Raw genomic sequence first — 23,540 nt, forward strand, 5'->3', positions numbered from 1 at the left:
GATCTGATGTACCCCGAATCTCCCGCCGCCCACGCACGCCCGATGGCGGGTCGCGTCGCCGTCGCGCTCGCCGCCCTGCTCGGGCTCGCCACTCTCGGTGTGCTCCCCGCGACCGCGGTGCACGCTGACACCGACCCCGACAAGCTGCACGTCGATGCGTATCTCGTCTCGACCAAGTACGGCGGGATCGCGGTCGACATCAAGGCTCTCGACACGACCGCCGTCACCACGCTCGACGAGGTGCGGGTGACAGTACATCGCAGCGTCGGGCCGGATGTCGTCAAGGTCAGCAAGGGTACCGGCGTCGTCACGACGCTCCAGGCGGGCAGCGCGGTCACGGCGCCCATCGTCATCACGCCCGGCAGCTACGACGAGGCCGGCAGCTCGAGCTGGGTGAAGCCGGACGCCGTGTGGTCGGCCGAGACCGTTCCCACCGGGCTGACCGTGGAGCTGCTCGACGCGGCCGACGCGGTGCTGCTGAGCAAGACCGTCGGCACGCCCTCGACGGGCCCGACCGGCACGACGCTCGCGGATGTCATGCCGGCGAGCCCTGGCTTCACCAACCCCGCCGCGAACGTGCACACGGGCGCCGACTACCTCGGCATCGCGGTCGACGTGCGCGTGCAGGGTTTCACCGACGCCGAGGAGATCAGCGTGCGGGTGAACCGCGAAGATGCCGCGCCGGTGATCAAGACGAGCAAGCCGGCGCTCATGGCGAGTGTCAACACGGGCCAGGCGCGGTCGGTGACGGTGCCCATCGTCATCCAGCCAGGAACCTACAACGAGGCGGCCAGCAGCAGCTGGCAGCTGCCCGGCGGCGTGTGGACGCCCTCGACGGTGCCCACCTCGGTCACGATCACGATCACGCGCACCTTCGGGCCCCAGGTGGAGACGACGATCCCGATCGGCGGATCCGTCGCGAGCGTGCTTCCGACCTCCGCTGACCCCGTCGAGTTCGAGCTCCCGAGCGACGCGCCCCTCGACGTCGTGATCCCCGAGGGCGCTGGGGAGGTCACCGTCAAGCTCGGCACGCCGACGGCCGGTGTCGTGACCACGCCCGTCGACTTGACCGTCTCGGCGGCAGATGGTGCGAGCCTCGTGATCCCGGCCGGCACGACCGTGTCGGCCCCCGACGACCCGACGTGGGACGGCGTCATCTCACTGCCGACGATCGTCGAGGATGTCGCGGTGCCGACTCCCGCCGGCGCGGAGAAGACCACAGTCGGCTACGCGATCCAGGTCGGCTCCGCGACGACACGCCTCACCTTCGACGCCCCGGTGAAGCTCGTGCTTCCCGGCCAAGCGGGGAGCAGGGCCGGCTTCGTCGAGGTCGGTGGCACCTTCACCGAGATCACCGACGTGTGCCCGTCGGCGACGCCTTCGCTCTCGAGCGGGGCGTGCCGGATCGATGCCGGCGACGACCTCGTGATCTGGACGACGCACTTCACGACCTTCGTCGCCTACAACGTGGTCGCCGCGGCGCCGGGCTCCGGCAGCCTCGCCGCCACGGGCGCCGACATCGGGCTGCTGCTCGGCGTGGCAGGCACGCTGCTGCTGCTGGGCGTGGGTGCGACAGTCGCCGTGCGGGTGCATCGCCGTCGCGGCGTCGCGCTCGGCTGATGAGCTGACGAGGAAGCGGGTCGGATGTGGTGAGCATCCGGCCCGCTTCGTCAGTTCAGCAGCGTGTCTCCGATCGAGTCGCCCTCGTGTGCGCCGGGCGGAATCGCGAAGACAGCCGAGCCGACGTGCTTCAGGTACTCGTTGAGCCCGTCGCTCGCGAGCGAGCGCTGCACCGTCACGAAGTGCTCCGGGTCGTTCTGGAAGCTCAGGAAGAACAGGCCCGCGTCGAGCCTGCCGAGCGCGTCGTTGCCGTCGACGAAGTTGTAGCCGCGCCGCAGCAGGCGGATGCCGCCGTTGGTCTCCGGATGCGCGAGCCGCACGTGCGCGTCGCGTGCGATCACCGGACTCCCATCACGCGCGGTCGCTGCGAGGTCGATCGCCGCGAACTCGCCGCCGCCCGACATCGGTCCGCCCTCGCCCTTGGTGCGCCCGAAGAGCGCCTCCTGCTCGGCGAGCTGCACGCGGTCCCAGCTCTCGATGATCATGCGGATGCGGCGCGCCACGAGGTAGCTGCCCCCGACCAGCCACTCGGGGCCTTGCTCACGCGACACCCAGACGTGCTCGGCCACGGCATCCGGCTCCTCGGCCTTGATGTTGGCGGTGCCGTCTTTGAAGCCGAACAGATTGCGCGGCGTGGTCTGGCTCGTCGAGGTCGACGAGGTGCGACCGAAGCCGAGCTGCGACCAGCGCAGCATCGCGCGCCCGAAGGCGATGCGGCTGAGGTTGCGGATGGCGTGCACCGCCACCTGCGGGTCGTCGGCACACGCCTGGATGCAGAGGTCGCCGCCGCTGCGCTCCGGCACGAGCGCGTCGCCCGAGAACCGGGGGAGCGGCTCGAGGGCGGCCGGGCGGCGGGCGGCGAGACGGAAGCGGTCGACGCCGTCGGCGGTCCCGAACAGCGTCGGCCCGAACCCGAAGGTGATCGTGAGCCCCGATGCCGGCAGTCCGAGCGCCTCGCCCGTGTCGTCGGGCGGAGCGTAGGGCGAGCCGCCGACGGCTCCTGCCTCGCCCACCTCGAGGCCCTGTGTGAGCCGCGCGGCGGCCTCCGTCCAGTCGGCCAGCAGCGAGGCGAGGTCGTCGCGCGTGGCGTCGGGTGCGAGGTCGAACGCCGCGAAATGCAGGCGGTCCTGCGCGGGCGTCGTGATGCCGGCCTGGTGTTCGCCGAAGAACGGATAGCGAGCGGATGCGGGGGTGCCGCCCGTCGCATCCGGTGCCGACGCGATCGCCGCCCCCGCCGCCAGCCCGGCGACCGCGCCGATGCCGCCTGCAGCGGCGAGGCCGAGCAGGCCGCGGCGCGAGAAGGAGGCGTCGGGGGTCGGGGTGGCGTCGGGTTCGGTCATCAGAGTCCGAGAACGGTGCTGGTGAGCTGCGAGAGCGGCTCCGCGAGGGCGTTGACCGCGTCCGAGAGCTGCTTGCGCTGCGCGTCGGTGAGCTGATCGTAGGGTGTGAAGCCCGCCTCGATCGAGCCGTACTGCGCGAGCACGCGCTCGAGGGCGTCGAACTGCGTCTCGATCTCCTCCGCCAGTTTCGCGCCCTCATCGCTCTGCGCCGCGAGCTTCTGCACGTTGCCGAAGGCGACGGATGCCCCGTCGACGTTGGCGGCGAAGTCGGTGAGGTCGGTGTGCGACCACCAGTCCTCCTCGCCCGAGATCTTGCCCGTGGCGACCTCGTCGAGCAGGCCGATCGCGCCGTTGGAGATATCGGAGAGGCTCACGCTGAAGTCGGCGTCGGTCACCTGGTCGAAGAGCTGCTGCACGTCGGCCACGAGCTGGTCGCCGAACTGCGTACGCTGCTCGGGCGTCGAGGGCCGCCAGTCGAGCCAGGCGCTCGTGCCGTCGGAGTTCAGACCGTCGGCGGCCGGCACCCAGAGGTCCTTCTCGATGCGGTGGAAGCCGGTCCAGTCGAGTCCTCGGCCACCGCGTCGACCTCGCGGTAGTCGATCTTGGGGTCGAGGTCGCCGAAGGCCTCGGCTGTCGGCTCGATGCGCTCGTACGAGACGCGCGCGGATGCGAAGAGCGAACGCGCGAGCTCGTCGTCGCCCGCCTGGTAGGCGTCGACGAGCGCCTGCACCTGGGGCAGCAGTTCGCCGACCTGCGCCCGCACGTAGCCGAGGTAGTTCGCGACCGCCTCCTGCTCGAGGGCGGCGCGATCCTCGTCCACGGCCACCGCCTCGCCCGTGACGGCGAACTCGGCCAGGCCGGTCGGCGCTCCGACCATCTGGAACTTGCAGGCCGTGAAGTAGATGCCGGGATCCAGCTGCGCCACGTAGCTTACGGTCTGGCCAGGCGTGATGTTCTCCTTCTCGCCGACGATGCGCAACTGGTCCTCGGCGAGGATCTCGAACTCGTTGACGTCGGTGCCGTTGTTGGTGAGCGTGAAGCTCACCGCACCCGCGACGGCCGTGTTCGCAGACACCGCGCATCCGCTGTCGGTGATGTCGACCGTGAGTGCCGTGCCGCTCGGCGCGTTCGGCACGCACCCGGCCAGCGCGAGGGCGGCGAGCGTCAGGGTCGCGAAAACCGGGGCGGCGGCTCGGGACGCCGTGCTCGCGGTCGCGGGCGTACGGGCGGATGACGGGGCGGGCATGGGGCTCCTCGGAATCGGGATGTCGGATGTTCGAGTGGTGCGCAGGGATCGCGGGTCAGGCGACCCGTTCCGCCGCATCCGGTGTGCCGCGGGGCAGCACCGGGTCGGCCGCGGGCGCCCGACGGGGCGCGCGGCGGCTGAGGCGGAGGAACACGGTGCTCGTCACGACGATGTAGGCGAACCAGGCGATGAACTGAGCCCAGGTGGGCTCGGGGGTGAAGTTGAAGACGCCCGCGAGCAGCACGCCGTACCAGCTCGTGGCGGGGATGAGGTGGGCGAGGCTGAACGCCGACTGTCCCCATCCGGGAATCAGCCCCGCTTCCTGCAGGTCGCCGATGCCGTAGGCCAGCACCCCCGCGGCCACGAGCACCAGGAACAGGCCCGTCCAGCGGAAGAAGGCGGCGAGGTCGATGCGCACGAAACCGCGGTAGATGAGGTAGGCGATCACGACCGAGGCGAGGATGCCGAGCACCGCCCCGAGCGTGCCGAGCAGCGGGTCGCCGGTCGACTTGGCGGCGGCCCACACGAAGAGCGCCGTCTCGACGCCCTCCCGGCCGACGGCCACCACGCCGAGCAGTACGAGTCCCCAGCCGGCACCGTGCGCCGACCCCGCGATCGCGGAGTCGAGGCCGTGTTCGAGTTCGCCGCGCAGGCCGCGGGCGTGGCGCAGCATCCAGAAGATCATCCAGGTGACGAGTCCGACCGCGAGGATCGAGAGACCGCCGCCGAGCAGCTCCTGCGCCTGGAAGCTCATGCCGTAGGGGCCCCAGGTGAGCACCGCGCCGACTCCGAGCGAGAGCGCGATCGCCGCGCCGATGCCGAGCCAGAGCCGGGGAGCAGGTCGTCGCGACCGAGCTTGCGCAGGTACGCGATCAGTATGCCGACGACGAGGCCGGCCTCGAGGCCTTCGCGAAGACCGATGAGCGCGTTGGCGAGCACGGGTGACTTTCCGGGAGCTTTAGGTAAGGCGACCCTTACCCGCGCTGAGCCTACGCCCGGGCGCGGGCGGCTGTCCACTCGGACTCGCCGCTCTGACAGCCGCTATCGTTGCGCCGTGCCCCTCGCTCTGCGCATCGTCGCCCCGTTGCTCGCGTTGCTCGTGGGTGCCGCGATCGGCACGGTCTCGACCTTCGCCCACGCGAGCCTCGTGCCGTGGGTGCTCGCCGCGGGGCTCGTGATCGTCGCGGCCTACGTGCTCGGGGTGCGGCTCGCCTTCGACGAGCGGATGCCGGGCATCGCGGCCGCCGTCGGCGTCGGTGCCGCTGTCGTGCTCATCGCCGTCGCCCCGGTGGACGCCGTCGTCATCCACCCCGACCGGCGACTCGACCTCGTCTGGCTCGTCGCGGCGCCGCTCGTGGCCGCCGCGGCACTGCTCTGGCCGATCCGGCGGCGACCGGAAGCGGCATCCGAGTCGCCATAGGATGGAACGGTGACCTACGTCATCGCCCTTCCCTGCGTGGATGTCAAAGACCGCGCCTGTGTCGACGAGTGCCCCGTCGACTGTATCTACGAGGGCGACCGCATGCTCTACATCCACCCCGACGAGTGCGTCGACTGCGGTGCGTGCGAGCCGGTCTGCCCCGTCGAGGCCATCTACTACGAAGACGACCTGCCCGAACAGTGGTCGGACTACTACAAGGCGAACGTCGAGTTCTTCGAAGAGATCGGATCGCCCGGCGGCGCCGCGAAGATCGGGGTGATCCCGGGAGACCACCCGATCGTCGCCGCTCTCCCGCCGCAGGGCTCGTCTTGACCCACGCGCTTCCCGACTTCCCCTGGGATCTGCTGACGCCGTACGGCGACGAGGCCCGCGCGCATCCGGGCGGCATCGTCGACCTGTCGGTCGGATCGCCCGTCGATGCGACACCCGCCCCCGTTCGTGAGGCGCTCGCGGCCGCGACGGATGCGCACGCCTACCCCGCGACGGCCGGGTCGCCCGCACTGCGCGAGGCGATCGTGGCGTGGTACGCGCGCCGGCGGGGCGTTCCCGACCTGACCACCGACAACGTCATCCCGACGATCGGCTCGAAGGAGTTCGTGGCACTGCTGCCGACCCTTCTCGGACTCGGCCCGGGCGACGTCGTCGTGCAGCCCACCGCCGCCTACCCGAGCTACGCCGTCGGCGCCGCCGTGGTGGGGGCGAGCGTGCTCTCCTCCGACGACCCCGCGGAGTGGCCCGCCGAGACCAAGCTCGTGTGGCTCAACAGTCCGGGCAATCCCGACGGGCGGGTGCACTCGCTCGAGTTCCTGCGGAGCGCCGTCGCACGCGCGCGTGAGCTCGGCGCGGTGATCGCGAACGACGAGTGCTACGCCGAGCTCGACTGGAGCTCCGACGAGCCGACCCCCAGCATCCTGCACCCCGAGGTGACCCAGGGATCGCGGCGCCTGACGCTCTCGGTGTACTCGCTCTCGAAGCAGTCGAACCTCGCCGGCTACCGCGCCGGATTCGTGGCCGGATGCAGTGAGCTCGTGGGCGAGCTGCTCGCGGTGCGCAAGCACCTCGGTCTCATGCCGCCGGCCCCCGTGCAGGCCGCGATGATCGCGGCGCTCGGCGACGAGCAGCACGTCGCGGCGCAGAAGGAGCTGTACCGCCGCCGCCGCGACGCGCTCGTGGGGGCGCTCACCGCATCCGGGTTCCGGATCGACGGATCGCGGGCGGGCCTGTACCTGTGGGCGACGCGCGACGAGGACTGCTGGCAGACCGTGGCGGCCCTCGCCCGGCGCGGAATCCTGGTCGCGCCGGGGTCGTTCTACGGCGCCGCCGGGGCCCAGCACGTGCGGATCGCGCTCACCGCATCCGACGAGCGAGTAGACGAGGCTGTCTCCCGTCTCGGCTCGTGGTGACTCCGCGCGCCGGTAGTCTGTCATGGTGAGCGACGTGACGAGCAGCGAGAAGGTGACCCTGAGCCTCGGCGATCGGGTCGCGGAGTTCCCGGTGCTGAAGGCGGTCGACGGGCGCGACGCCGTCGACATGTCGACCTTCACCAAGCAGACCGGTTTCAACGCCTACGACCCCGGTTTCGTCAACACCGCATCCACCCGCAGCGCCATCACCTACATCGACGGCGACGAGGGCATCCTGCGCTACCGCGGCTACGCGATCGAGGAGATCGCGGCGCACTCGACCTACCTCGAGGTGGCGTGGCTGCTCATCTACGGCGAGCTGCCGACCCAGTCGGAGCTCGCCGAGTTCTCGGAGAAGGTGCGCAGGCACACGCTGCTGCACGAAGACCTCAAGCACTTCTTCTCGGCGCTGCCGCACACCGCCCACCCCATGTCGGTGCTGTCGGCCGCGGTCTCGGCGCTCTCGACCTACTACGAGGACTCGCTCGACCCGCGCAACCCCGAGATGGTCGAGCTCTCGATGATCCGGCTGCTCGCGAAGCTGCCGGTGATCGCGGCCTACGCGCACAAGAAGTCGCTCGGGCAGGCGTTCCTCTACCCCGACAACTCGCTCGACTTCATCGAGAACTTCCTCAAGCTCAACTTCGGCAACCTCGCCGAGCCGTACCAGGTGAACCCGGTGCTCGTGAAGGCGCTCGACCGGTTGCTCATCCTGCACGAAGACCACGAGCAGAACGCCTCCACCTCGACCGTGCGGCTCGTCGGCTCGACCGAGGCGAACCTGTTCGCCTCCATCTCGGCGGGCATCAACGCGCTCTACGGTCCGCTGCACGGCGGTGCCAACGAGGCGGTGCTCACGATGCTCGGCCGCATCCGCGACTCGGGCGAGTCGGTGTCGAAGTTCGTGGAGCGCGTGAAGGCCAAGGAAGACGGCATCCGTCTCATGGGCTTCGGCCACCGCGTCTACAAGAACTACGATCCGCGCGCGAAGCTCGTGAAGGAGTCGGCCGACGAGGTGCTCGCCGACCTCGGGGTCAAGGACCCGCTGCTCGACATCGCCAAGGAGCTCGAGGAGATCGCGCTCAACGACGACTACTTCCAGGAGCGTCGGCTCTACCCGAACGTCGACTTCTACACGGGCGTGATCTACAAGGCTATGGGCTTCCCGACGCGGATGTTCACCGTGCTCTTCGCGATCGGCCGTCTGCCCGGCTGGATCGCCCACTGGCGCGAGGCGAACGCCGACCCCGCCACCAAGATCGGCCGCCCGCAGCAGCTCTACGTGGGGCCCGCCCCGCGCCCCTGGCCCGCCGGCCGCTGAGCCGCCCGCGGCCCGCTCGCCGCTGAGTCGCTCGCGGCCTGCTGAGTTGCTGAGCCGCCCGCGGCCCGTTCGCCGCTGACCCACGGCCACATCCGCTGCACCCTGCCGTCGGCATCCGCTCGCCTACCTTTGTCGAAAATGCAGGAATCTTCGACGCTCAAGCCCGCGCTGACAGGGCTGAGTTCGCCGACACGCCCGAGTTCTCCTGCATTTTCGACATTGGCGACGGAGTGAGCAGCGGGTGTGTCACTCAGCGGTGGTCGCCACGGGCGAGAGCAGCGCAGATCGCGGCGAGCACTTCATCCGGGCGATAGACCACCTGCGCGTAGCTGAAGTGCAGCACGCGGTATCCGCGGATGCTGAGCCGCGCATCCCGTGCGCGGTCGCGTTCGAATGCGGTGGGGTTGTCGTGATGTTCCTTCCCGTCGACTTCGACGACGAGCCGGCCGATCAGGAAGTCGACGCGCATGTCGTCGATCCACTGCTGGATGCGGAACGGGATGCGGGCCTGCACCAGATACCAGCGCAGCACAGACTCGGGAAACGACTCGGAGCGCGGGTCGACCAGGTCGATGATCTGGCTGCGCGTGCCCGGCAGCCGCCGACGCAACTCACGGAGGTCTTCGCGGGTGAGCACCCGTCGCGCGAGCCCGCTGTCGAGCGCGGCGAGCACCCAGGCGGGAGAGTGGCACGCGGCGAGATCGATGAGGCATTCGAGCGGTGTCGCACGAAAGCGGTCGTGGGCATCGGCCTCTCGCCAGTGCACGACGACGCGATCGTCGGGGCTTTCGCTGAGACGGGTGTGCCGATCATCGTGCCGACGCATCCGGGCGTGATTCGGTGGCACGACCACGTGCAGCTGCTCGTCGGGTGGCGTCCACATCCCGTGCGACGCAGCACCGGTGGCGCAGGTCGCGAGCCCGCCGACACGCCATGTCGACGACAGCAGCTCGTCGATCTCGGTGAGGGCGTACCAGCCGTTGCGAACTCGTTGCACCCACCCCTGCCGGGCCGCATAGTCGAGCGTGCGGTAGGTCCAGCCGAGCTGGAGAAGCGCGTGGGCTGGCGCGAGGCCACCCAACTGGCGGATGTCGGCACTGAGGCTCATGGGCAGCATGCTGTCCAGCCGCGGGAGGCGACCGCGGCGCTGACCCCTCAAACGGTGGACAACATCCGCTCGCCTCGCCTGTGTACGACTTGAGCTATGTCGAAAATGCAGGAGTGCTCGGGCGTGTCGTCACGCGTAACCCAGCATTGACGGGGTTTGCCGTCGAATACTCCTGCATTTTCGACAAAAGCCGAGGGGATGCCGGGGCGGAAGCCCGCGGGGGCGGCCGCCTACGCGTGCAGGGCCTCGTTGAGCTGCACGCCGTGGCCGGTGCGGGGGAGCGCCTCGACGGCGCCCGTCACCGAGTTGCGGCGGAACAGGATGCCGGGCACGCCCGACAGTTCGAGAGCCTTCACGGTGCGCGGCCCGGCCGGCAGCAGGTAGGTGACCTTCGTGCCGGCGGTCACGTAGAGACCCGCCTCGACGACCGAGTCGTCGCCGATCGAGATGCCGATGCCCGAGTTGGCCCCGAGCAGCGAACGCTCGCCGATCACGACGCGCTCGGTGCCGCCGCCCGAGAGCGTGCCCATGATGGATGCGCCACCCCCGATGTCGGATCCGTCGCCCACGACGACACCCTGCGAGATCCGCCCCTCGACCATCGAGGCGCCGAGGGTGCCGGCGTTGTAGTTCACGAAACCCTCGTGCATGACGGTCGTGCCGGGCGCGAGGTGCGCGCCGAGGCGCACGCGGGCGGCATCCGCGATGCGCACCCGGTCGGGCACGACGTAGTCGAGCAGGCGCGGGAACTTGTCGACCCCGATCACCGACACCCCGGCACGCTGCAGTCGGGCGCGCCCCTCGCGCAGCACCGACGGATGCGCGGGGCCGCCGGTGGTCCAGGCGACGATCGGCAGGTGGGCGAAGATCCCGTCGAGGTTGACCTCGTTCGGCCGCACGAGCAGGTGCGAGAGAAGGTGCAGACGGAGGTAGGCGTCGGGGGTGGAGGCGGGTGCGGCATCCGTGTCGATCTCGACGAGCTGCGCCTGGGTCGTCACGGCGCGCACGGCATCCGCGCCCACGCCGTCGGTGACCTCCGCGGGCGCGGCAGCATCCGCGGGGGCCTCGCCGAGCGCGGGCGAGGGGAACCACGTGTCGAGCGTGGTTCCGTCGGCGGCGATCGTGGCGAGTCCGTAGCCCCAGGCGGTCGTCATGCTGCCAGGCTATCGGCTGCGGCGGGCGCGCCTCGCGGCCTCGGTAGGGTGGACGTCGTGCGCGCTCTCGACCTGTCCGCCTCGACCCCCGAGCTCACGCGGCAGCTCGTCGACATCGCATCCGTCTCGGGCGCAGAGCGCGAACTCGCCGATGCGATCGAGGCGGTCGTGCGCGCCCAGCCGCACCTCGAGGTGACGCGCGACGGGGATGCCGTGGTCGCCCGCACGACGCTCGGCCGGTCCCAGCGGGTCGTGATCGCCGGTCACATCGACACCGTTCCGATCAACGCGAACCTGCCCGCCCGGCTCATCGACGAGGGTGCGACGCTGTGGGGGCGCGGCACGGTCGACATGAAGGGCGGCTGCGCCGTCATGCTCGCGCTCGCGGTCGAGCTCGTCGAGCCCGCCGTCGACGTCACCTGGGTTTGGTACGACAACGAAGAGGTCGACTCCTCCCTCAACGGTCTCGGTCGCATCGCCCGCGAGCACGCCGAGTTGCTCGAGGCCGACTTCGCCATCCTCGGTGAGCCCTCGGGCGGCGAGATCGAGGGCGGATGCAATGGCACGATCCGGGTCGACGTCACCACCCGCGGTCGCCGCGCCCACTCCGCGCGTGCCTGGATGGGCGAGAACGCCATCCACGCCGCCGCCCCCGTGCTCGACCGGCTCGCCGCATACCAGCCGGGGAGGTCGAGGTCGACGGTCTCGTCTACCGGGAGAGCCTCTCGGCCGTCGGCATCTCGGGCGGCGTCGCGGGCAACGTCATCCCCGACACGTGCACCGTGCACGTCAACTACCGCTTCGCGCCGAGCCGCAGCGGTGCCGAGGCGCTCGCACACCTCGAGCAGCTCTTCGCCGGGCTGCCCGTCGAGATCACCGTGGCCGACCTCGCCGAGGGTGCGCGTCCCGGCCTCGACGCGCCGCTCGCTCAGCAGTTCGTCGCCGCGGTCGGCGGCGAGGCGCGCCCCAAGTACGGCTGGACGGATGTGGCCCGCTTCAGTGCGCTCGGCATCCCGGCCGTCAACTACGGCCCCGGCGACCCGAGCCTTGCGCATGCCGACGATGAGCGCGTTCCCGTGGAGCAGATCGAGCGGGTCGAGGCGGGCCTGCGGCGATGGCTGACCGCCGGCTGATCACCCCCGCCCTCGTGCGCTGGCGGCTGCTGCCGTGGTGGGCGCGTGTGCTCGTCGTGTTCGGTGCGAGCCGCATCGTCACGACGATCGTGCTGCTGTGCTTCGGCGTCGTGCAGGCGCGCGAGACGGGCGGGGCGGTACCCGACCTCTTCACCCTCTCGGCCAACTGGGACGGCCAGTGGTACTGGAGTATCGCCGCGGGCGGTTACCCGAGCGAACTACCCACGAACGACGCGGGTCACGTCGTCGAGAACGCGTGGGCGTTCCTGCCGGTGTACCCGCTCTTCCTGGGGCTCTTCATGCGGCTCGGATTCCCGTTCCCGATCATCGCCGTCTGCGTGACGCTCGCCGCGGGCGCGTGCGCCGCGTTGCTGTTCGAGCGGCTCCTCCGGGGTGCCGGGATGGATGCCGCATCCGCTCTCTTCGGCGTCGTGCTGCTGTGCACGGCGCCGGTGTCGCCGATGTTCCAGGTGGCATATGCCGAGGCGCCCGGGCTGGCGCTGCTGTTCCTGGCCCTGCTGCTCGTGCAGCGGCGCCGCTTCGTGGTGCTGCTGCCGGTGCTGATCGTCATGTCGCTCACGCGCCCGACGGGCCTCGCGTTCGCCTTGTTCCTGCTGCTGTATCTCGTGCTGCGCATCGTGCGGTGGCGGCGCACGCCGGATGCGCATCCGCTGCCCCGAGGGGAGTTCGCGGCGATCGTGGGTGCCGGGCTCACGAGCTTCGGCGCGGGACTCGCCTGGCCGGGAATCGCCTGGGCGGTCACGGGCTCACCGACGGCCTACACCGACACCGAGCTCGCCTGGCGGGTGGGATACGTCGGTCACGGCGGCCTCGTGCCGTTCGAGGGATGGCTGCAGGGGTTCGCATTCTGGCTGCGGTTCGCGGGGGTACCGGGGGCGGGCCTGGCGCTCGCGGTCGTCGTCGTGCTCGTGCTCGTCGCGCTCTTCGCGGTGTTCCTCCTGACGCCGTGGGCGAGGCGGCTCGGGGTGGAGCTGCGGCTCTGGCTCGTGAGCTACCTCGTCTACCTCATGGCGGTGTTCTTCCCCCAGTCGAGCACCTGGCGCCTGCTGCTGCCTCTGTCGCCCGCGCTCGGGGCGTTCGCCGTTCCGCGTTCGCGGGCCCTGCGGGTGACGCTCGTGCTGCTCGGGATCGCGGGGCAGCTCGTGTGGGTGTATTTCTGCTGGATCCGGGTGCCGGGGGATTGGTCACCGCCGTGATCTCGGGAGGCGCGCCACTCGACGCGTGGTGCGGGGAACGCCGCGGATTAGCCCGTGTCAGCCGCATGCGAGATAATGGGGGTGAGCAACCGTCGAAAGGGGACAACTCATGGCAGCCATGAAGCCGAGGACCGGTGACGGCCCGATGGAGGCTGTAAAGGAGGGTCGCCTCATCATCGTGCGCGTTCCGCTCGAGGGCGGCGGCCGTCTGGTGGTGTCGGTCAACGACGACGAGGCCAAGGAGCTGCACGACGCCCTCGCGGGTGTCATCGCGGGCTGACATTCGCGTTGCGCGGCGATACCTTCGGGATCGTCGCGCAACGCTTCTGTGTTTAATGGCGCGCCGCGGTCATCCGCGGCGCGTTCGATTCCGGGCGCGGGCGAGCGCGCTGCCCGGTCAGTCCCCGGTCTTGACGAGCTGCAGCAGACCGTCGCCCGCCGTGCTGAGCGCGGCCGTCACGGCGCTCGACTCGGCGATCGTCGTGAGCAGCGCGCGGAAGTCGGCGACCGTCTCATCGCGTTGGGCGGGATCGGCGACACGACCCCGCCACAGCGCGTGGGCGACCACCACGACGCCGCCCGTGCGGGCGATCCGCAGTCCGTGCTCCACGTAGTCCAGCACGGATGCCGCATCCGCATCCACGAGCACCAGGTCGTAGGCGCCGTCGTTCATGCGCGGCAGCACGTCGGTGGCGCGCCCCGCGATGAGGCGCGTGCGGGCGGCCGGGATGCCGGCGTCGGCGTACGCCTGCCGTGCACGATTCTGATGATCGATCTCGACGTCGATCGTGGTGAGCGTCGCCCCGGGTGCGCCCTGCAGCAGCCAGAGGCCGCTGACTCCGGCGCCCGTGCCGATCTCGAGGATGCTGTCGGCGTCGATCGCCGCGGCCAGCACGGCGAGCTGCGCGCCCGACGCGGGAGAGATGGGGTCGATGCCGAGCTCGAGGGAGTGCTGACGGGCGAGCTGGGTCGCGGGAGGCTCCACGGGGAACTCCTCCGCGTACTTCCAGCTCAGGTCTTTGTCGCTCACATCGCCTCCGCCCCCAGCGTAGAGGCGAGGTCGGGTGGCGACGGTTATCCTGAGCGGGTGTCCTTCGGGTTGACCTTCGACAAGATCCTGATCATCTTGGTGATCGCGATCTTCCTCGTGGGCCCGGATCGCCTTCCCGGCTACGCCGCGCAGCTCGCGCGGCTCACGCGTTCGCTGCGCGACATGGCGAACGGGGCCAAGGACCGCATGCGCGAGGAGATGGGGCCGGAGTTCGACGAGGTCGACTGGGCCAAGCTCGATCCGCGCAAGTACGACCCGCGCCGCATCATCCGCGACGCCCTGCTGGAGGAGTCGCCGAGCGACCCCGTGCCCGCCGGCCCGACGACGCCGGCGCGCTCGACGGCGACCGCGTACGAACTGCGGCAGCGCCGCCTCGGCAAGGGGCCGGTGCCTCCGTACGACGCCGAGGCGACGTAGGCGCGTTCGCCTCGAGAGAAGCTTGCTCCTGAGGTGCGACCTGCGGGCCCGGCGCCCGCGTCCGGGAACTCAGCGGCGGCGGATCGCCTTGAGCGACTTCAGCGTGACCACCATGATGCCGACGAGCTTCGCGAACTCGGGGCCTGTGCGCGGCAGCTGCAGCAGCCCGGTCGCCTCGGCGACCGTCGTGGCCTCGGTGAACCGCAGCAGGCCGTCGAGGCCGTTGCGGCGGCCGACCCCGGAGTGCTTGACCCCGCCCATCGGCGCATCGATCGAGCCGAAGGTGGCGCGGTAGCCCTCGTTGATGTTGACCGAACCCGCGCGAAGACGCGCCGCGACCTCGCGGGCGCGGCGGCGGGAGGCGCTCATGACGGATGCGTTGAGGCCGAACTCGGAGGCGTTCGCGGCGGCGACCGCGGCATCCGCGTTCTCCACGACCGTCACCGCCACGAGCGGGCCGAAGGTCTCGCCCGCGAAGCACTGCATGTCGTCGGTCACGTCGGTGAGCAGGGTCGGCTCGAGCACGAAGGGGCCGATGTCGGGGCGTGCGGCGCCACCCGCGAGCACGGTCGCGCCCTTCGCCACGGCGTCATCGAGGTGCGCCGTGACGCGCTCGAGCTGGGTCTTCGTCGCGAGCGATCCGACATCGGCGGTGTAGTCGAAGTCGACCCCGAGGCTCAGGTTGCGCACGCGCTCGGCGAAGGCCGGCACGAAGCGATCGGCGATGGCTCGCTCGACGTACACCCGCTCGATCGAGACGCACAACTGACCGGCCGCGGAGAAGCATCCGTAGGCGGCATCCGCGGCGGCCTTCTCGGGGTTCACGTCGTCGAGCACGATGAGCGGGTTCTTGCCGCCGAGCTCCATCGAGGCGCCGATGAGGCGGCCGGCGGCCCGCTCCGCGACGGTGCGACCGGTCGCGGTCGAGCCCGTGAAGCAGATGTAGTCGGCCTCGTCGACCACGGCCGAGCCGATCTCGGCGCCGGGGCCGGTGACGACCTGCCACAGCTCGGGTGGGAGGCCTGCGTCGAGGAAGGCGCGGCGGGCGAGCAGCACCGAGAGCGCGCCCTGGTCGTCGGCCTTCTGCAGGATGCCGTTGCCGGTGGCGAGGGCCGGCGCGATGTCCATGAGGGTGAGGCTCAGCGGGTAGTTCCACGGGGTGATGACCCCGACGACCCCCTTGGGGGTTCGGCGCACACGCGTGCGCATCACGAGCGGGATGCCAGCGCGGCGGCCGACGGTGCGCAGCACGCGGCGGGAGCTGAGGGCGGCATACCGGGTGGCGGCGGCGGAGTTGAAGACCTCTTCGAAAGCCTGCCCCCGCGTCTTGCCGGTCTCGGACTGCACGGCATCGAGCAGCAGCTCCCGACGCTCGAGGAACAGGTCGTGTGCTTTCAGCAGTACGGCGCGTCGGTGCGCGTCGCCGGCGGCCCACCACGCGCGCTGGGCGTCGCGGGCGCGGCGGGCGGCATCCGCCACCTCCGCGACGGATGCCTGGGGGAGTTCGTAGAGCACCTCGCCGGTGAAGGGCGCGATGACGGAGACGGGAGTGGCGGCACGCCCGGCGAGCTCGGTGGTGAGCTCGTCGGCGAGCGTCCGCGGCAGCAGCTGGCCGGGCATGGCGCGAGTCTACTTGGACGCTCGTCCAAGTTCAGGCCCCTGTGCGGGGGCGGATGCGACCTTCACTGGTCACTCGTTGTCGCCTGCGAGGTCGTGAGGCGACAACGAGTGACATGTGAAGCGCGCGATCCCGCGCAGCACATAGACTGACCGGGCGAAGGGGAGTATCCCACCTCGTCGCGACCGTCATCACGGGCTCCGATGCCGCAGCCCCGGTCGCGACCGCGGCATCCGCACCGGCACCGCCGGCGGAACCGCGCGGGAGAGACGTTCGAGGCACCTCCGTCCCCGAAACCTGCGAAAGGCTCCCCGTGCAGCTGGCGCTTCCCATCTGGTTCGAGATCGGCACCTACGTGGTGCTGCTGCTCATCCTCGGCTTCGACCTGTTCCTCGCGTTCAAGAGACCGCACGTGCCCTCGAGCCGCGAATCCGCGCTCTGGATCGGCTTCTACGTCGTGCTCGCCCTGCTCTTCGCGGGCCTCATGCTGTGGCTCGGCGACGCCGAGCACGCGGGCCAGTTCGTGGCCGGCTGGCTCACCGAATACAGCCTGTCGATCGACAACCTGTTCGTGTTCCTGCTGATCATGTCGCGCTTCGCTGTGCCCCGCCGCTACCAGCAGGAGCTGCTCATGGTGGGCATCATCCTCGCCCTCCTCTTCCGCGGCATCTTCATCCTGCTGGGCGCGGCCCTCATCGAGAACTTCAGCTGGGTGTTCTACATCTTCGGCGCGTTCCTCGTGTTCACCGCGATCCAGCAGGTGCGCACGGGACCGCACGACGAGGTGGCCCGCGAGAGCCGGATGATCACCTGGGTGCGCAAGCGCGTCGCCATCACCGACACGTTCGACGGCGCGAAGCTGCGCACCCAGATCGACGGCAAGCGCGTCTTCACCCCGGTGCTCATGGTGCTCATCGCTCTCGGCACGACCGACCTCGTGTTCGCGCTCGACTCGATCCCCGCGATCTTCGGCATCACGCAGAGCCCGTTCATCGTGTTCACCGCCAACGTGTTCGCCCTCATGGGGCTGCGGCAGCTCTACTTCCTGCTCGGCGACCTCGTCGACAAGCTCGAGTACCTCAAGTACGGCATCGCGTTCATCCTGCTTTTCATCGGGGTCAAGCTCGTCTTCCACGCCATGCACGCCAACGAGCTGCCCTTCATCAACGGCGGACAATCGATCGAGTGGGCGCCCGAGATCAACACCTGGACCTCGCTCATCGTGATCGTGGCCGCGATGGCGGTCGCCGTGGTCGCGAGCCTCATCCGCATGCGCGTCGTCGCCGCCGCGGCCGGCGCCGAACGCGATCGCACTTGACGCGGCATGCCCGCATGGAAATGATCAAGGGGTGAACGAGCGCACGCCGGGGTGGGAGCCAGAACAACCTGTGCTGCGCCCCCGTGGCTCTCGGGCGATCTCGACCCGAGCCTCGTCGACACCCGCACCAAGGTCGTCGGGCGCGGTCTTCCGCCCCGCGACCCGTCGGAGCCCGTGTTCTTCCCCGGCGGCCCGCCCGAGCACGTGAGCGGATGGGTGCTGCTGCTCGCCGACGGCAACCGCGTCATCGTGGAGGGTCCCGTCGTGGTCGGCCGCAAGCCGTTCGAGGTCGAGGGTTTCCGGGCGCCCAACTGCTCGCCGTCGAAGACCGTGAGAAGACGGTTTCGAAGAACCATGCCATCCTGCTGCCCTATGACGGCGGCCTCTTCGTGCTCGACCTGAACTCCACGAACGGTGTCTCGGTGGTCGCCAACCGCCGCCGCACCCCGGTCACCTCCACCGAGTTCTCGCCGGTTCCGGATGGCGCGGTCGTCGAGCTCGGTTCGTACCTGCTCGGGGTCGACTACGTGGCAGCAGCCGCCCCCGAGGCCTGATCGCGCGCTCGCATGGGGAGTGCTCCCCATCGGTGTCGCGCCGCACCGGGCCTGCGGCTTGCTAGCGTTGCACGGACTGCGGAGGGCGGAAAAGGTGTCGGTGGAGACGCGCGAGGACTTCGCGATCGGCGACGCGACAGTACGCCTGCGCCACGCCGGCCACAGCCACGTCGGCGCCGTGCGCTCCAACAACGAAGACAGCTTCCTCGCCGCACCGCCCTTCTGGATCGTCGCCGACGGCATGGGCGGGCACGCCCACGGCGACCTCGCGAGCCGCTCGGCCGTCGAGGTGTTCGACCGCATCCGCACTGAAGCCGCCGCGAATGCCCGCAGCGTGCTGCGCGCGATTCAGGATGCCAACGCCGCCGTCGTCGGACTTCGTGACGGCGCGCTCTCGGGCACGACGCTCACCGGGGTGGCGATCGTCGACATCGACGGCGCAGGCCCGCACTGGATGACCTTCAACGTCGGCGACTCCCGCACCTACCTGTGGGATGGCCGCCGCCTCGAGCAGCAGAGCATCGACCACTCCGCCGTGCAGGAGCTCGTCGACGCCGGGGTCATCACCCCCGAGGACGCCGCCGTGCACCCGCAGCGCAACGTCGTCACGCGCGCGCTCGGCGCCGAAGACGAGATCGAGCCGGACGTCTGGCTCGTGCCGCTGCGCGGGCGCCAGACCTTCCTCCTGTGCAGTGACGGCCTCACGAAGGAGCTCGACGACGACGAGATCGCACGCATCATCGTCTTCCACGACCAGCAGGCCGCGCGTGAGCCCGAGGGGCCGAGCCTGGCCGAGCGGCTCGTCGGCGCGGCGGTGGCGGCTGGCGGACGCGATAACGTGACAGTCGTGGTCGTGGAATCGGAGGTTCCCGAAGGGGCGTTCGATCCGGAGGAGACGATCGACCGCGACCCGCGACTTCTCGAAGACACCATGCCGAGGGCCTAGAACGTGACGCACCGCTACACCGCCGCGAGCGACGGCTGGCTCGCCTTCATCACGCCCGCCCGGCAGCTGTTCGTGGCGGGCGACCCGGATGCCGCGATCATCGACCGGCTGTGGACCCGCATCCGTGACGAGCGCGGCCCTGCGGGCGTGCTCGAGACGCTCGCCGCGAACGGCCTGTTCAGCACCCCGCCGTTCGCCTTCATCGAGCTCGGCGACGGCGGTGTGGATGTGATCGTGCGCGGTGACGCCGTGGTGCGCGCGGGCGCCGAGCACGTCTCCGGATCGGGTGCCGCGACCTGGATCGAACGTCGCCTTCCCGGCGGCTCGGTCGGGGTGACGCTCGCCGGCTCGGGCTCGCTGGAGCTGCCCATCGAGGCGGGCGTGGTGCGTGCCGCCGCGTTCGCCACCGGCACCGCGCTGCCGCGGCAGGCGGCCGCCCCGGCCGCGACCCCCGAACCCGCCTTCGTCGACGTGCCGCCCGACGCCACCATCCCGCTCGCGCAGTTCATCGCCGAGGAGGAGGCCCGTGCCCGCGCGGCAGAGGCAGAAGGGCCGACCGGCGTCTCCGAGGAGACGGTCGTCGAGCTGCCCGATGCCGCGGCGCCGCCCGCGACGCCGACCACCGCCGAGCCGCCTGCCGTCGGCGCGGGCGCGGCCGACGCGGGTGCGGCATCCGGCGACGGCTACGACTACCTCTTCGGTGAGACCGTGTACCACTCGGTGCAGGATGCCGCGGTGCGCACCGAGGCCCCCGCAGACGACGAGACCCCCGCCGAGCAGCAGGCGGCCGAGCAGCCGGCCGAGGGCGACCACGACGGCAGCACGGTGTTGGCCTCCTCGATCACGCGCACCGGCCGCCAGCGTCGGCCGCGCGGGAAGGCGGCGGCCCCGGCTGCGCCCGCGATCGCCGTCGTGCTGCCCACCGGCGCGCGCGAGCCGCTCGAGGAGGCGCTCGTGCTCGGCCGCTCGCCGAGCGTGTCGGGCGTGCCCGGCGGGCAGCTGCCGCGACTCGTGACCCTCTCGAGCGGCGACCAGGACATCTCGCGCTCGCACGTGCGCATCGCCCTCGAGGGTGGCACCGTCGTCGTGACCGACCTGCACTCGCGCAACGGCACCACGATCGTGCTGCCGAGCGGCGAGACGCAGAAGCTGCGCGGCGGCGAGCCGACCCCGTGATCCTCGGAACCGTGGTCGACCTCGGCGGGGGAGTCGAACTGCGGCTCGAGGAACTCTGATGCGCCGGCCCGCGTCGACACCTCCCGAGCTGCCCGGGCACACCTTCGTGCGGCTGCTCGGCTCGGGCGGGTTCTCGGACGTCTTCCTCTACGAGCAGCAGCTTCCCCGGCGTCGCGTCGCGGTCAAGGTGCTGCTGCTCGACGAGCTCACGCCCGCGAATCGCGCCGCGTTCGTCGCCGAGGCGAACCTCATGGCGCAGCTCTCGGCGCACCCCTACATCGTCACGATCTACCACGCCGATGTGGCGTCGGATGATCGCCCGTACTTCGTCATGGAGTACTGCTCGGGCCCGAGCCTCGCCGAGCGCTACAAGCAGGCGCCGCTGCCGGTCGTCGACGCCCTGCGCACCGGGGTGCGGCTCTCGAGCGCCGTGCAGACGGCGCACCAGGCCGGCATCCTGCACCGCGACATCAAGCCCGCCAACGTGCTCGGCAACGACTACGGCTGGCCCGCGCTCACCGACTTCGGGATCTCGTCGGCGGTCGACGATGCGCTGCCCGCGCACACCACGACGGTCGCCGGCGCCCTGGCCGACACCGGCACGGGCGGCACGAGCGGCCAGGTGGGTCTCTCGGTGCCGTGGTCGCCGCCGGAGATGTTCGAAGACGACCCCGACCCCGACGTGCGCAGCGACGTGTTCTCGCTCGCGGCGACCATCTGGACGGTGCTCGCGGGGCAGACGCCCTTCGAGGTGCGCGGCCGCGGCAACGGCACCCTCGACCTCATCGGGCGCATCGAGCGCGGCGCCATCACGCCGATGGACCGCACCGATATCCCGCGGTCGCTCGTCGCGGTGCTGCAGAAGGGCATGGCGACCGAGCGCGAGGATCGCTTCGCGAGCGCCCTCGACTTCGGCCGGGCGCTGCAGCGCGTCGAGATGGAGCTGGGCTACGCGCGCACCGAGCTCGAGGTGCCCAACCTGCGATTCGACGCGCCCGAGCGGCCCGCGGATGTCGGCGGGGCCGACGAGACGCGTGTGCGGCAGGTCGCGACGATCGAGGCGCAGCCTGTGGTGGCGGCCCCCGTCGCGGCGGCACCCGCGCCGTCGACCGTCGACGAGACGCGCGTACGCGGCACGACGACCGTCGACGCCCAGCCCGCCGCGGTATCGGCGCCGCCCTCGGTCGCACCCGCGCCGCCCAGTGCGGCGACGCCCCGCGGGACATCGGATGCGCTGCCCACCGAGACGGTCGTGCGCCCGCGCGGCCCGGTGGCGCCGCCCCCGAGACGCCGGCCGCTCAGCCGGCCCCGGCATCCGCTCCGCGATCCCGTCGGGGCCTCGTCGTCGGCATCGTGGTGGGAGTGGTCGTGGCCCTCGTGGCGGCGGCCGTGATCGTCGGCATCGTGCTGTTCGGCGGCGACGCCGCGGATCCGACGCCGAGCCAGACGCCGCAACCCTCCACGACCGCCGCCGTTCCGCAGCGCATCGAACCGCCGGTGCTCGCAGCCGATCCCGTGCTCGACGGCGCCACCGTGGTGTTCGCCGTCGAGAACCCGGCCGCGGCCGACGGCGACACGCTGATCTGGAAGCTCAGCAACCGTCCCGACCAGCCCGAACAGCATCCGGTGGGTGCCGACGGCGTCATCCGGGCCGACGGCTACGCCGGCAGCCCGCTGTGCGTCGATGTGCTCATCGTGCGCAAGGGCAAGACCTCCGAGCCGCTGACCGCCTGCTACCCGCCGGCAGGGAGCGACGGATGACGGCGCCCGCGACGCTGCGTGTCGAGTTCTGCGGCGAGCGGTACACGGCGACCCCCGGCACCGACTTCGTGGTCGGACGCGAGGGCGACCTCGAGATCGACGACAACCCCTATCTGCACCGCCGGTTCCTGCTCATCACCGAGGAGGCCGGGCTGTGGTGGATCGCCAACGTCGGCAGCCTGCTGTCGGCGACCATCACCGACGGCTCCGGTGGTGTGCAGGCGTGGCTGCCGCCCGGCGCGCGCCTGCCGATCGTGTTCCCGCGCGTGCAGGTGCTCTTCAGCGCGGGCGCCACGACCTACGACTTCATGATCGAGAACGACCGGGAGTACTTCTCGACCACCAACATCCACGCGGGGGCCTCGGGCACGACGACGATCGGAGCCGTGCCCCTCACGAGTTCGCAGCGTCTGCTCGTGCTGGCCCTCGCCGAGCACGTGCTCAAGCAGGATTCACCGGGACGCGGACAGATCCCCAGCTCGGCCGAGGCGGCCGAACGACTCGGCTGGCCGCTCACGACCTTCAACCGCAAGCTCGACAATGTGTGCGAGAAGCTCGACAAGGTCGGCGTGCAGGGCCTGCGCGGAGGGCGCGGCAAACTCGCCACCAACCGACGTGCGCGCCTCGTCGAATACGCCGTCGCGAGCCATCTCGTGAGCCGCGACGACCTCGTGCTGCTCGAGCGGAACGCCGCGTCGGGCGCCGAGACGCCGGGCGACGTCGACGGGGAGTAGTCCCCATGGCCCGGGCCCGGCCGCGCCCGGGGGCCGTGTTAGCCTGATCCGGCTGTACCCCGATTCGGGGCAGAACACAGCGCACATGATTGCCAACACACGCGGGGGCTTTGAGGTGATCGCGGAGGTCTGGCGCGCGCGTCGCAAGACCATCGCATCCGCCACCGTCATCGCGCTCATCGCGGGCGGCACCCTGACCGTCGCGGCGTTGCACCCCGGGTTCCCGGTGAGCGATGTCGATCTCACCTCGCGCGATGTCTGGGTCACCAACGGCTCGGAGCTGCTCGGCGGCCGACTCAACAAGCAGATCGACGAGCTCAACGGCTCGATCACCACGGCGTCACCCGCGAGCGATCTGCTGCAGCACGGTGACGCCGTGTTCGTGGTCGACCCCGACAACGACCGCCTCGAATCGGTCGACCCCGCGACCACCTCGATCACGAGCTCGGTCGACCTGCCCCCGGACGCCGAGGTCGCCTACGGGGAGAGGTCATCGCCGTCGTCTCGCACGGCAAGCTGTGGGCGCTCTCCTCGGTCGGCGACCTGCGGCTCGACGTCGTGTCGCAGCCTCCGCTGCTCGACCTCGGCGTGGGCGGGCACGCGGTCGTCACGGCGGAGGGCGAGATCGTCGCGGTGTCACCCGACGACGGCGTGCTCTACCGCATCCCGACGCTCGCCGACGCGCCCGTAGAGTCGGCGTTCCCGAAGATCGGCGAGTTCCAGCTCGCGGCGATCGGCGACCGCGTCGTCGCGCTCGACGAGTCCACCAACGAGCTCGTGCTCGACGACGGCACGGTGCGCCCGCTCGGCGAGGACCGCGCGCTCGAACTTCAGCAGAGCGGCCCGGCATCCGATCACGCCATACTCGCGACGGGCACCGGACTGCTCCGAGTGGCCTTGGGCTCGGGCGACGTCGAGGTCGTCGACGCCGAGGTCTCCAGCGGCGCGAGCGACGCGGATGACGTGGCCGCCCCGGTGAACC

The 23,540-nt window shown here is 70.9% G+C and carries 24 protein-coding genes and 2 pseudogenes; 18 read left to right on the top strand and 8 right to left on the bottom strand.

Going from position 1 to position 23,540, the window contains the following annotated elements:
• Nucleotides 1-6 precede the first annotated feature (6 nt).
• Complete coding sequence (locus tag QQK29_RS10640) at nucleotides 7-1,620, top strand: hypothetical protein (protein WP_284300145.1); 1,614 nt, start codon at nucleotides 7-9, stop codon at nucleotides 1,618-1,620.
• A 50-nt stretch (nucleotides 1,621-1,670) separates the two neighbouring features.
• On the opposite strand, the gene efeB is transcribed toward QQK29_RS10640, so the two are convergent.
• The 4 genes and pseudogenes from efeB to efeU all read right to left on the bottom strand — a co-directional run bounded on the left by efeB (nucleotide 1,671) and on the right by efeU (nucleotide 5,145).
• Nucleotides 1,671-2,960, bottom strand: a complete 1,290-nt coding sequence (gene efeB / locus QQK29_RS10645) for an iron uptake transporter deferrochelatase/peroxidase subunit (RefSeq protein WP_284300147.1) — start codon at nucleotides 2,958-2,960, stop codon at nucleotides 1,671-1,673.
• Nucleotides 2,960-3,484, bottom strand: a complete 525-nt coding sequence (locus QQK29_RS18900) for an EfeM/EfeO family lipoprotein (RefSeq protein WP_348533853.1) — start codon at nucleotides 3,482-3,484, stop codon at nucleotides 2,960-2,962. The genes efeB and QQK29_RS18900 overlap by 1 nt, the downstream gene beginning before the upstream one ends.
• Complete coding sequence (locus tag QQK29_RS18905) at nucleotides 3,463-4,206, bottom strand: cupredoxin domain-containing protein (protein WP_348533854.1); 744 nt, start codon at nucleotides 4,204-4,206, stop codon at nucleotides 3,463-3,465. The genes QQK29_RS18900 and QQK29_RS18905 overlap by 22 nt, the downstream gene beginning before the upstream one ends.
• A gap of 55 nt (nucleotides 4,207-4,261) precedes the next feature.
• A pseudogene (gene efeU, locus QQK29_RS10655) lies at nucleotides 4,262-5,145 on the bottom strand (iron uptake transporter permease EfeU).
• 115 nt (nucleotides 5,146-5,260) lie between these two features.
• Between efeU and QQK29_RS10660 the strand changes: the two are divergent.
• Genes QQK29_RS10660 through QQK29_RS10675 form a run of 4 tightly spaced genes read left to right on the top strand, consistent with a single transcriptional unit; the run spans nucleotide 5,261 to nucleotide 8,371 of the window.
• On the top strand, nucleotides 5,261-5,626 hold the full coding sequence (locus QQK29_RS10660) for a hypothetical protein (protein ID WP_284300149.1): 366 nt from the start codon (nucleotides 5,261-5,263) through the stop codon (nucleotides 5,624-5,626).
• 9 nt (nucleotides 5,627-5,635) lie between these two features.
• A complete protein-coding gene (gene fdxA, locus QQK29_RS10665) occupies nucleotides 5,636-5,959 on the top strand; it encodes a ferredoxin (protein ID WP_284300151.1) in 324 nt (107 codons plus the stop codon).
• Nucleotides 5,956-7,050 carry a succinyldiaminopimelate transaminase gene (gene dapC / locus QQK29_RS10670; protein WP_284300153.1) on the top strand — a complete coding sequence of 365 codons (1,095 nt, stop codon included), beginning with the start codon at nucleotides 5,956-5,958 and terminating at the stop codon, nucleotides 7,048-7,050. Before fdxA ends, dapC begins: the two co-directional genes overlap by 4 nt.
• 22 nt (nucleotides 7,051-7,072) lie before the next feature.
• Complete coding sequence (locus QQK29_RS10675) at nucleotides 7,073-8,371, top strand: citrate synthase (RefSeq protein ID WP_284300155.1); 1,299 nt, start codon at nucleotides 7,073-7,075, stop codon at nucleotides 8,369-8,371.
• Nucleotides 8,372-8,621: 250 nt separating this feature from the next.
• On the opposite strand, the gene QQK29_RS10680 is transcribed toward QQK29_RS10675, so the two are convergent.
• Nucleotides 8,622-9,479: a DUF559 domain-containing protein gene (locus QQK29_RS10680; protein ID WP_284300157.1), complete on the bottom strand. Its 858-nt coding sequence runs from the start codon at nucleotides 9,477-9,479 to the stop codon at nucleotides 8,622-8,624.
• A 230-nt stretch (nucleotides 9,480-9,709) separates the two neighbouring features.
• Complete coding sequence (gene dapD, locus QQK29_RS10685; RefSeq protein ID WP_284300160.1) at nucleotides 9,710-10,633, bottom strand: 2,3,4,5-tetrahydropyridine-2,6-dicarboxylate N-succinyltransferase; 924 nt, start codon at nucleotides 10,631-10,633, stop codon at nucleotides 9,710-9,712.
• 57 nt (nucleotides 10,634-10,690) lie between these two features.
• Here dapD and dapE point away from each other — a divergent pair.
• The 3 genes and pseudogenes from dapE (at nucleotide 10,691) to QQK29_RS10700 (ending at nucleotide 13,263) form a co-directional block, all read left to right on the top strand.
• Nucleotides 10,691-11,766: pseudogene (dapE, locus tag QQK29_RS10690) on the top strand (succinyl-diaminopimelate desuccinylase).
• Complete coding sequence (locus QQK29_RS10695) at nucleotides 11,748-12,983, top strand: hypothetical protein (protein WP_284300165.1); 1,236 nt, start codon at nucleotides 11,748-11,750, stop codon at nucleotides 12,981-12,983. Before dapE ends, QQK29_RS10695 begins: the two are co-directional and overlap by 19 nt.
• Before the next feature lie 109 nt (nucleotides 12,984-13,092).
• A complete protein-coding gene (locus QQK29_RS10700) occupies nucleotides 13,093-13,263 on the top strand; it encodes a DUF3117 domain-containing protein (protein ID WP_130489111.1) in 171 nt (56 codons plus the stop codon).
• Between the two features lie 117 nt (nucleotides 13,264-13,380).
• Here the strand turns inward: QQK29_RS10700 and QQK29_RS10705 are convergent, their stop codons facing one another.
• Nucleotides 13,381-14,013 (bottom strand): O-methyltransferase, encoded by a 633-nt coding sequence (locus QQK29_RS10705; RefSeq protein WP_284300171.1) that lies wholly within the window; start codon nucleotides 14,011-14,013, stop codon nucleotides 13,381-13,383.
• 57 nt (nucleotides 14,014-14,070) lie between these two features.
• Between QQK29_RS10705 and QQK29_RS10710 the strand changes: the two genes are divergently transcribed.
• A complete protein-coding gene (locus QQK29_RS10710) occupies nucleotides 14,071-14,451 on the top strand; it encodes a twin-arginine translocase TatA/TatE family subunit (RefSeq protein WP_284300174.1) in 381 nt (126 codons plus the stop codon).
• A 69-nt stretch (nucleotides 14,452-14,520) separates the two neighbouring features.
• Here QQK29_RS10710 and QQK29_RS10715 read toward each other — a convergent pair whose 3' ends face one another.
• The gene (locus tag QQK29_RS10715) at nucleotides 14,521-16,071 is read right to left on the bottom strand and encodes a succinic semialdehyde dehydrogenase (RefSeq protein WP_284300176.1); all 1,551 of its coding nucleotides are present in this window, start codon (nucleotides 16,069-16,071) and stop codon (nucleotides 14,521-14,523) included.
• A 311-nt stretch (nucleotides 16,072-16,382) separates the two neighbouring features.
• On the opposite strand from QQK29_RS10715, the gene QQK29_RS10720 reads away from it, so the two are divergent.
• From QQK29_RS10720 to QQK29_RS10760, 9 genes are all read left to right on the top strand, one after another.
• Complete coding sequence (locus tag QQK29_RS10720) at nucleotides 16,383-17,387, top strand: TerC family protein (RefSeq protein ID WP_284300178.1); 1,005 nt, start codon at nucleotides 16,383-16,385, stop codon at nucleotides 17,385-17,387.
• 51 nt (nucleotides 17,388-17,438) lie between these two features.
• The gene (locus tag QQK29_RS10725) at nucleotides 17,439-17,789 is read left to right on the top strand and encodes a hypothetical protein (protein ID WP_284302068.1); all 351 of its coding nucleotides are present in this window, start codon (nucleotides 17,439-17,441) and stop codon (nucleotides 17,787-17,789) included.
• Entirely contained in the window at nucleotides 17,777-17,941 is a 165-nt protein-coding gene (locus QQK29_RS10730) for an FHA domain-containing protein (RefSeq protein WP_348533856.1), read from the top strand. Before QQK29_RS10725 ends, QQK29_RS10730 begins: the two co-directional genes overlap by 13 nt.
• 100 nt (nucleotides 17,942-18,041) lie before the next feature.
• Nucleotides 18,042-18,887, top strand: a complete 846-nt coding sequence (locus tag QQK29_RS10735) for a PP2C family protein-serine/threonine phosphatase (RefSeq protein WP_284300180.1) — start codon at nucleotides 18,042-18,044, stop codon at nucleotides 18,885-18,887.
• A 3-nt stretch (nucleotides 18,888-18,890) separates the two neighbouring features.
• Entirely contained in the window at nucleotides 18,891-20,063 is a 1,173-nt protein-coding gene (locus QQK29_RS10740) for an FHA domain-containing protein (RefSeq protein ID WP_284300182.1), read from the top strand.
• Nucleotides 20,064-20,121: 58 nt separating this feature from the next.
• Nucleotides 20,122-21,456, top strand: a complete 1,335-nt coding sequence (locus tag QQK29_RS10745) for a serine/threonine-protein kinase (RefSeq protein WP_284300184.1) — start codon at nucleotides 20,122-20,124, stop codon at nucleotides 21,454-21,456.
• Nucleotides 21,426-21,824 carry a hypothetical protein gene (locus QQK29_RS10750; RefSeq protein ID WP_284300185.1) on the top strand — a complete coding sequence of 133 codons (399 nt, stop codon included), beginning with the start codon at nucleotides 21,426-21,428 and terminating at the stop codon, nucleotides 21,822-21,824. Before QQK29_RS10745 ends, QQK29_RS10750 begins: the two co-directional genes overlap by 31 nt.
• The gene (locus tag QQK29_RS10755; RefSeq protein WP_284300188.1) at nucleotides 21,821-22,558 is read left to right on the top strand and encodes a hypothetical protein; all 738 of its coding nucleotides are present in this window, start codon (nucleotides 21,821-21,823) and stop codon (nucleotides 22,556-22,558) included. Before QQK29_RS10750 ends, QQK29_RS10755 begins: the two co-directional genes overlap by 4 nt.
• A gap of 85 nt (nucleotides 22,559-22,643) precedes the next feature.
• Nucleotides 22,644-23,249: a hypothetical protein gene (locus tag QQK29_RS10760; RefSeq protein WP_284300190.1), complete on the top strand. Its 606-nt coding sequence runs from the start codon at nucleotides 22,644-22,646 to the stop codon at nucleotides 23,247-23,249.
• The last annotated feature ends 291 nt before the right edge of the window (nucleotides 23,250-23,540 follow it).

The sequence above is a fragment of the Homoserinibacter gongjuensis genome, assembly GCF_030161875.1.
GTDB classification, from domain to species: Bacteria; Actinomycetota; Actinomycetes; order Actinomycetales; family Microbacteriaceae; genus Homoserinibacter; species Homoserinibacter gongjuensis.

Coding starts and splice junctions, on each gene's coding strand:
- QQK29_RS10640 (WP_284300145.1), top strand. CDS start 7: ATGTACCCCGAATCTCCCGCCGCCCACGCACGCCCGATGGCGGGTCGC.
- efeB (WP_284300147.1), bottom strand. CDS start 2,960: ATGACCGAACCCGACGCCACCCCGACCCCCGACGCCTCCTTCTCGCGC.
- QQK29_RS18905 (WP_348533854.1), bottom strand. CDS start 4,206: ATGCCCGCCCCGTCATCCGCCCGTACGCCCGCGACCGCGAGCACGGCG.
- QQK29_RS10675 (WP_284300155.1), top strand. CDS start 7,073: ATGGTGAGCGACGTGACGAGCAGCGAGAAGGTGACCCTGAGCCTCGGC.
- QQK29_RS10680 (WP_284300157.1), bottom strand. CDS start 9,479: ATGAGCCTCAGTGCCGACATCCGCCAGTTGGGTGGCCTCGCGCCAGCC.
- dapD (WP_284300160.1), bottom strand. CDS start 10,633: ATGACGACCGCCTGGGGCTACGGACTCGCCACGATCGCCGCCGACGGA.
- QQK29_RS10695 (WP_284300165.1), top strand. CDS start 11,748: ATGGCTGACCGCCGGCTGATCACCCCCGCCCTCGTGCGCTGGCGGCTG.
- QQK29_RS10700 (WP_130489111.1), top strand. CDS start 13,093: ATGGCAGCCATGAAGCCGAGGACCGGTGACGGCCCGATGGAGGCTGTA.
- QQK29_RS10715 (WP_284300176.1), bottom strand. CDS start 16,071: ATGCCCGGCCAGCTGCTGCCGCGGACGCTCGCCGACGAGCTCACCACC.
- QQK29_RS10745 (WP_284300184.1), top strand. CDS start 20,122: ATGCGCCGGCCCGCGTCGACACCTCCCGAGCTGCCCGGGCACACCTTC.
- QQK29_RS10755 (WP_284300188.1), top strand. CDS start 21,821: ATGACGGCGCCCGCGACGCTGCGTGTCGAGTTCTGCGGCGAGCGGTAC.
- QQK29_RS10760 (WP_284300190.1), top strand. CDS start 22,644: ATGATTGCCAACACACGCGGGGGCTTTGAGGTGATCGCGGAGGTCTGG.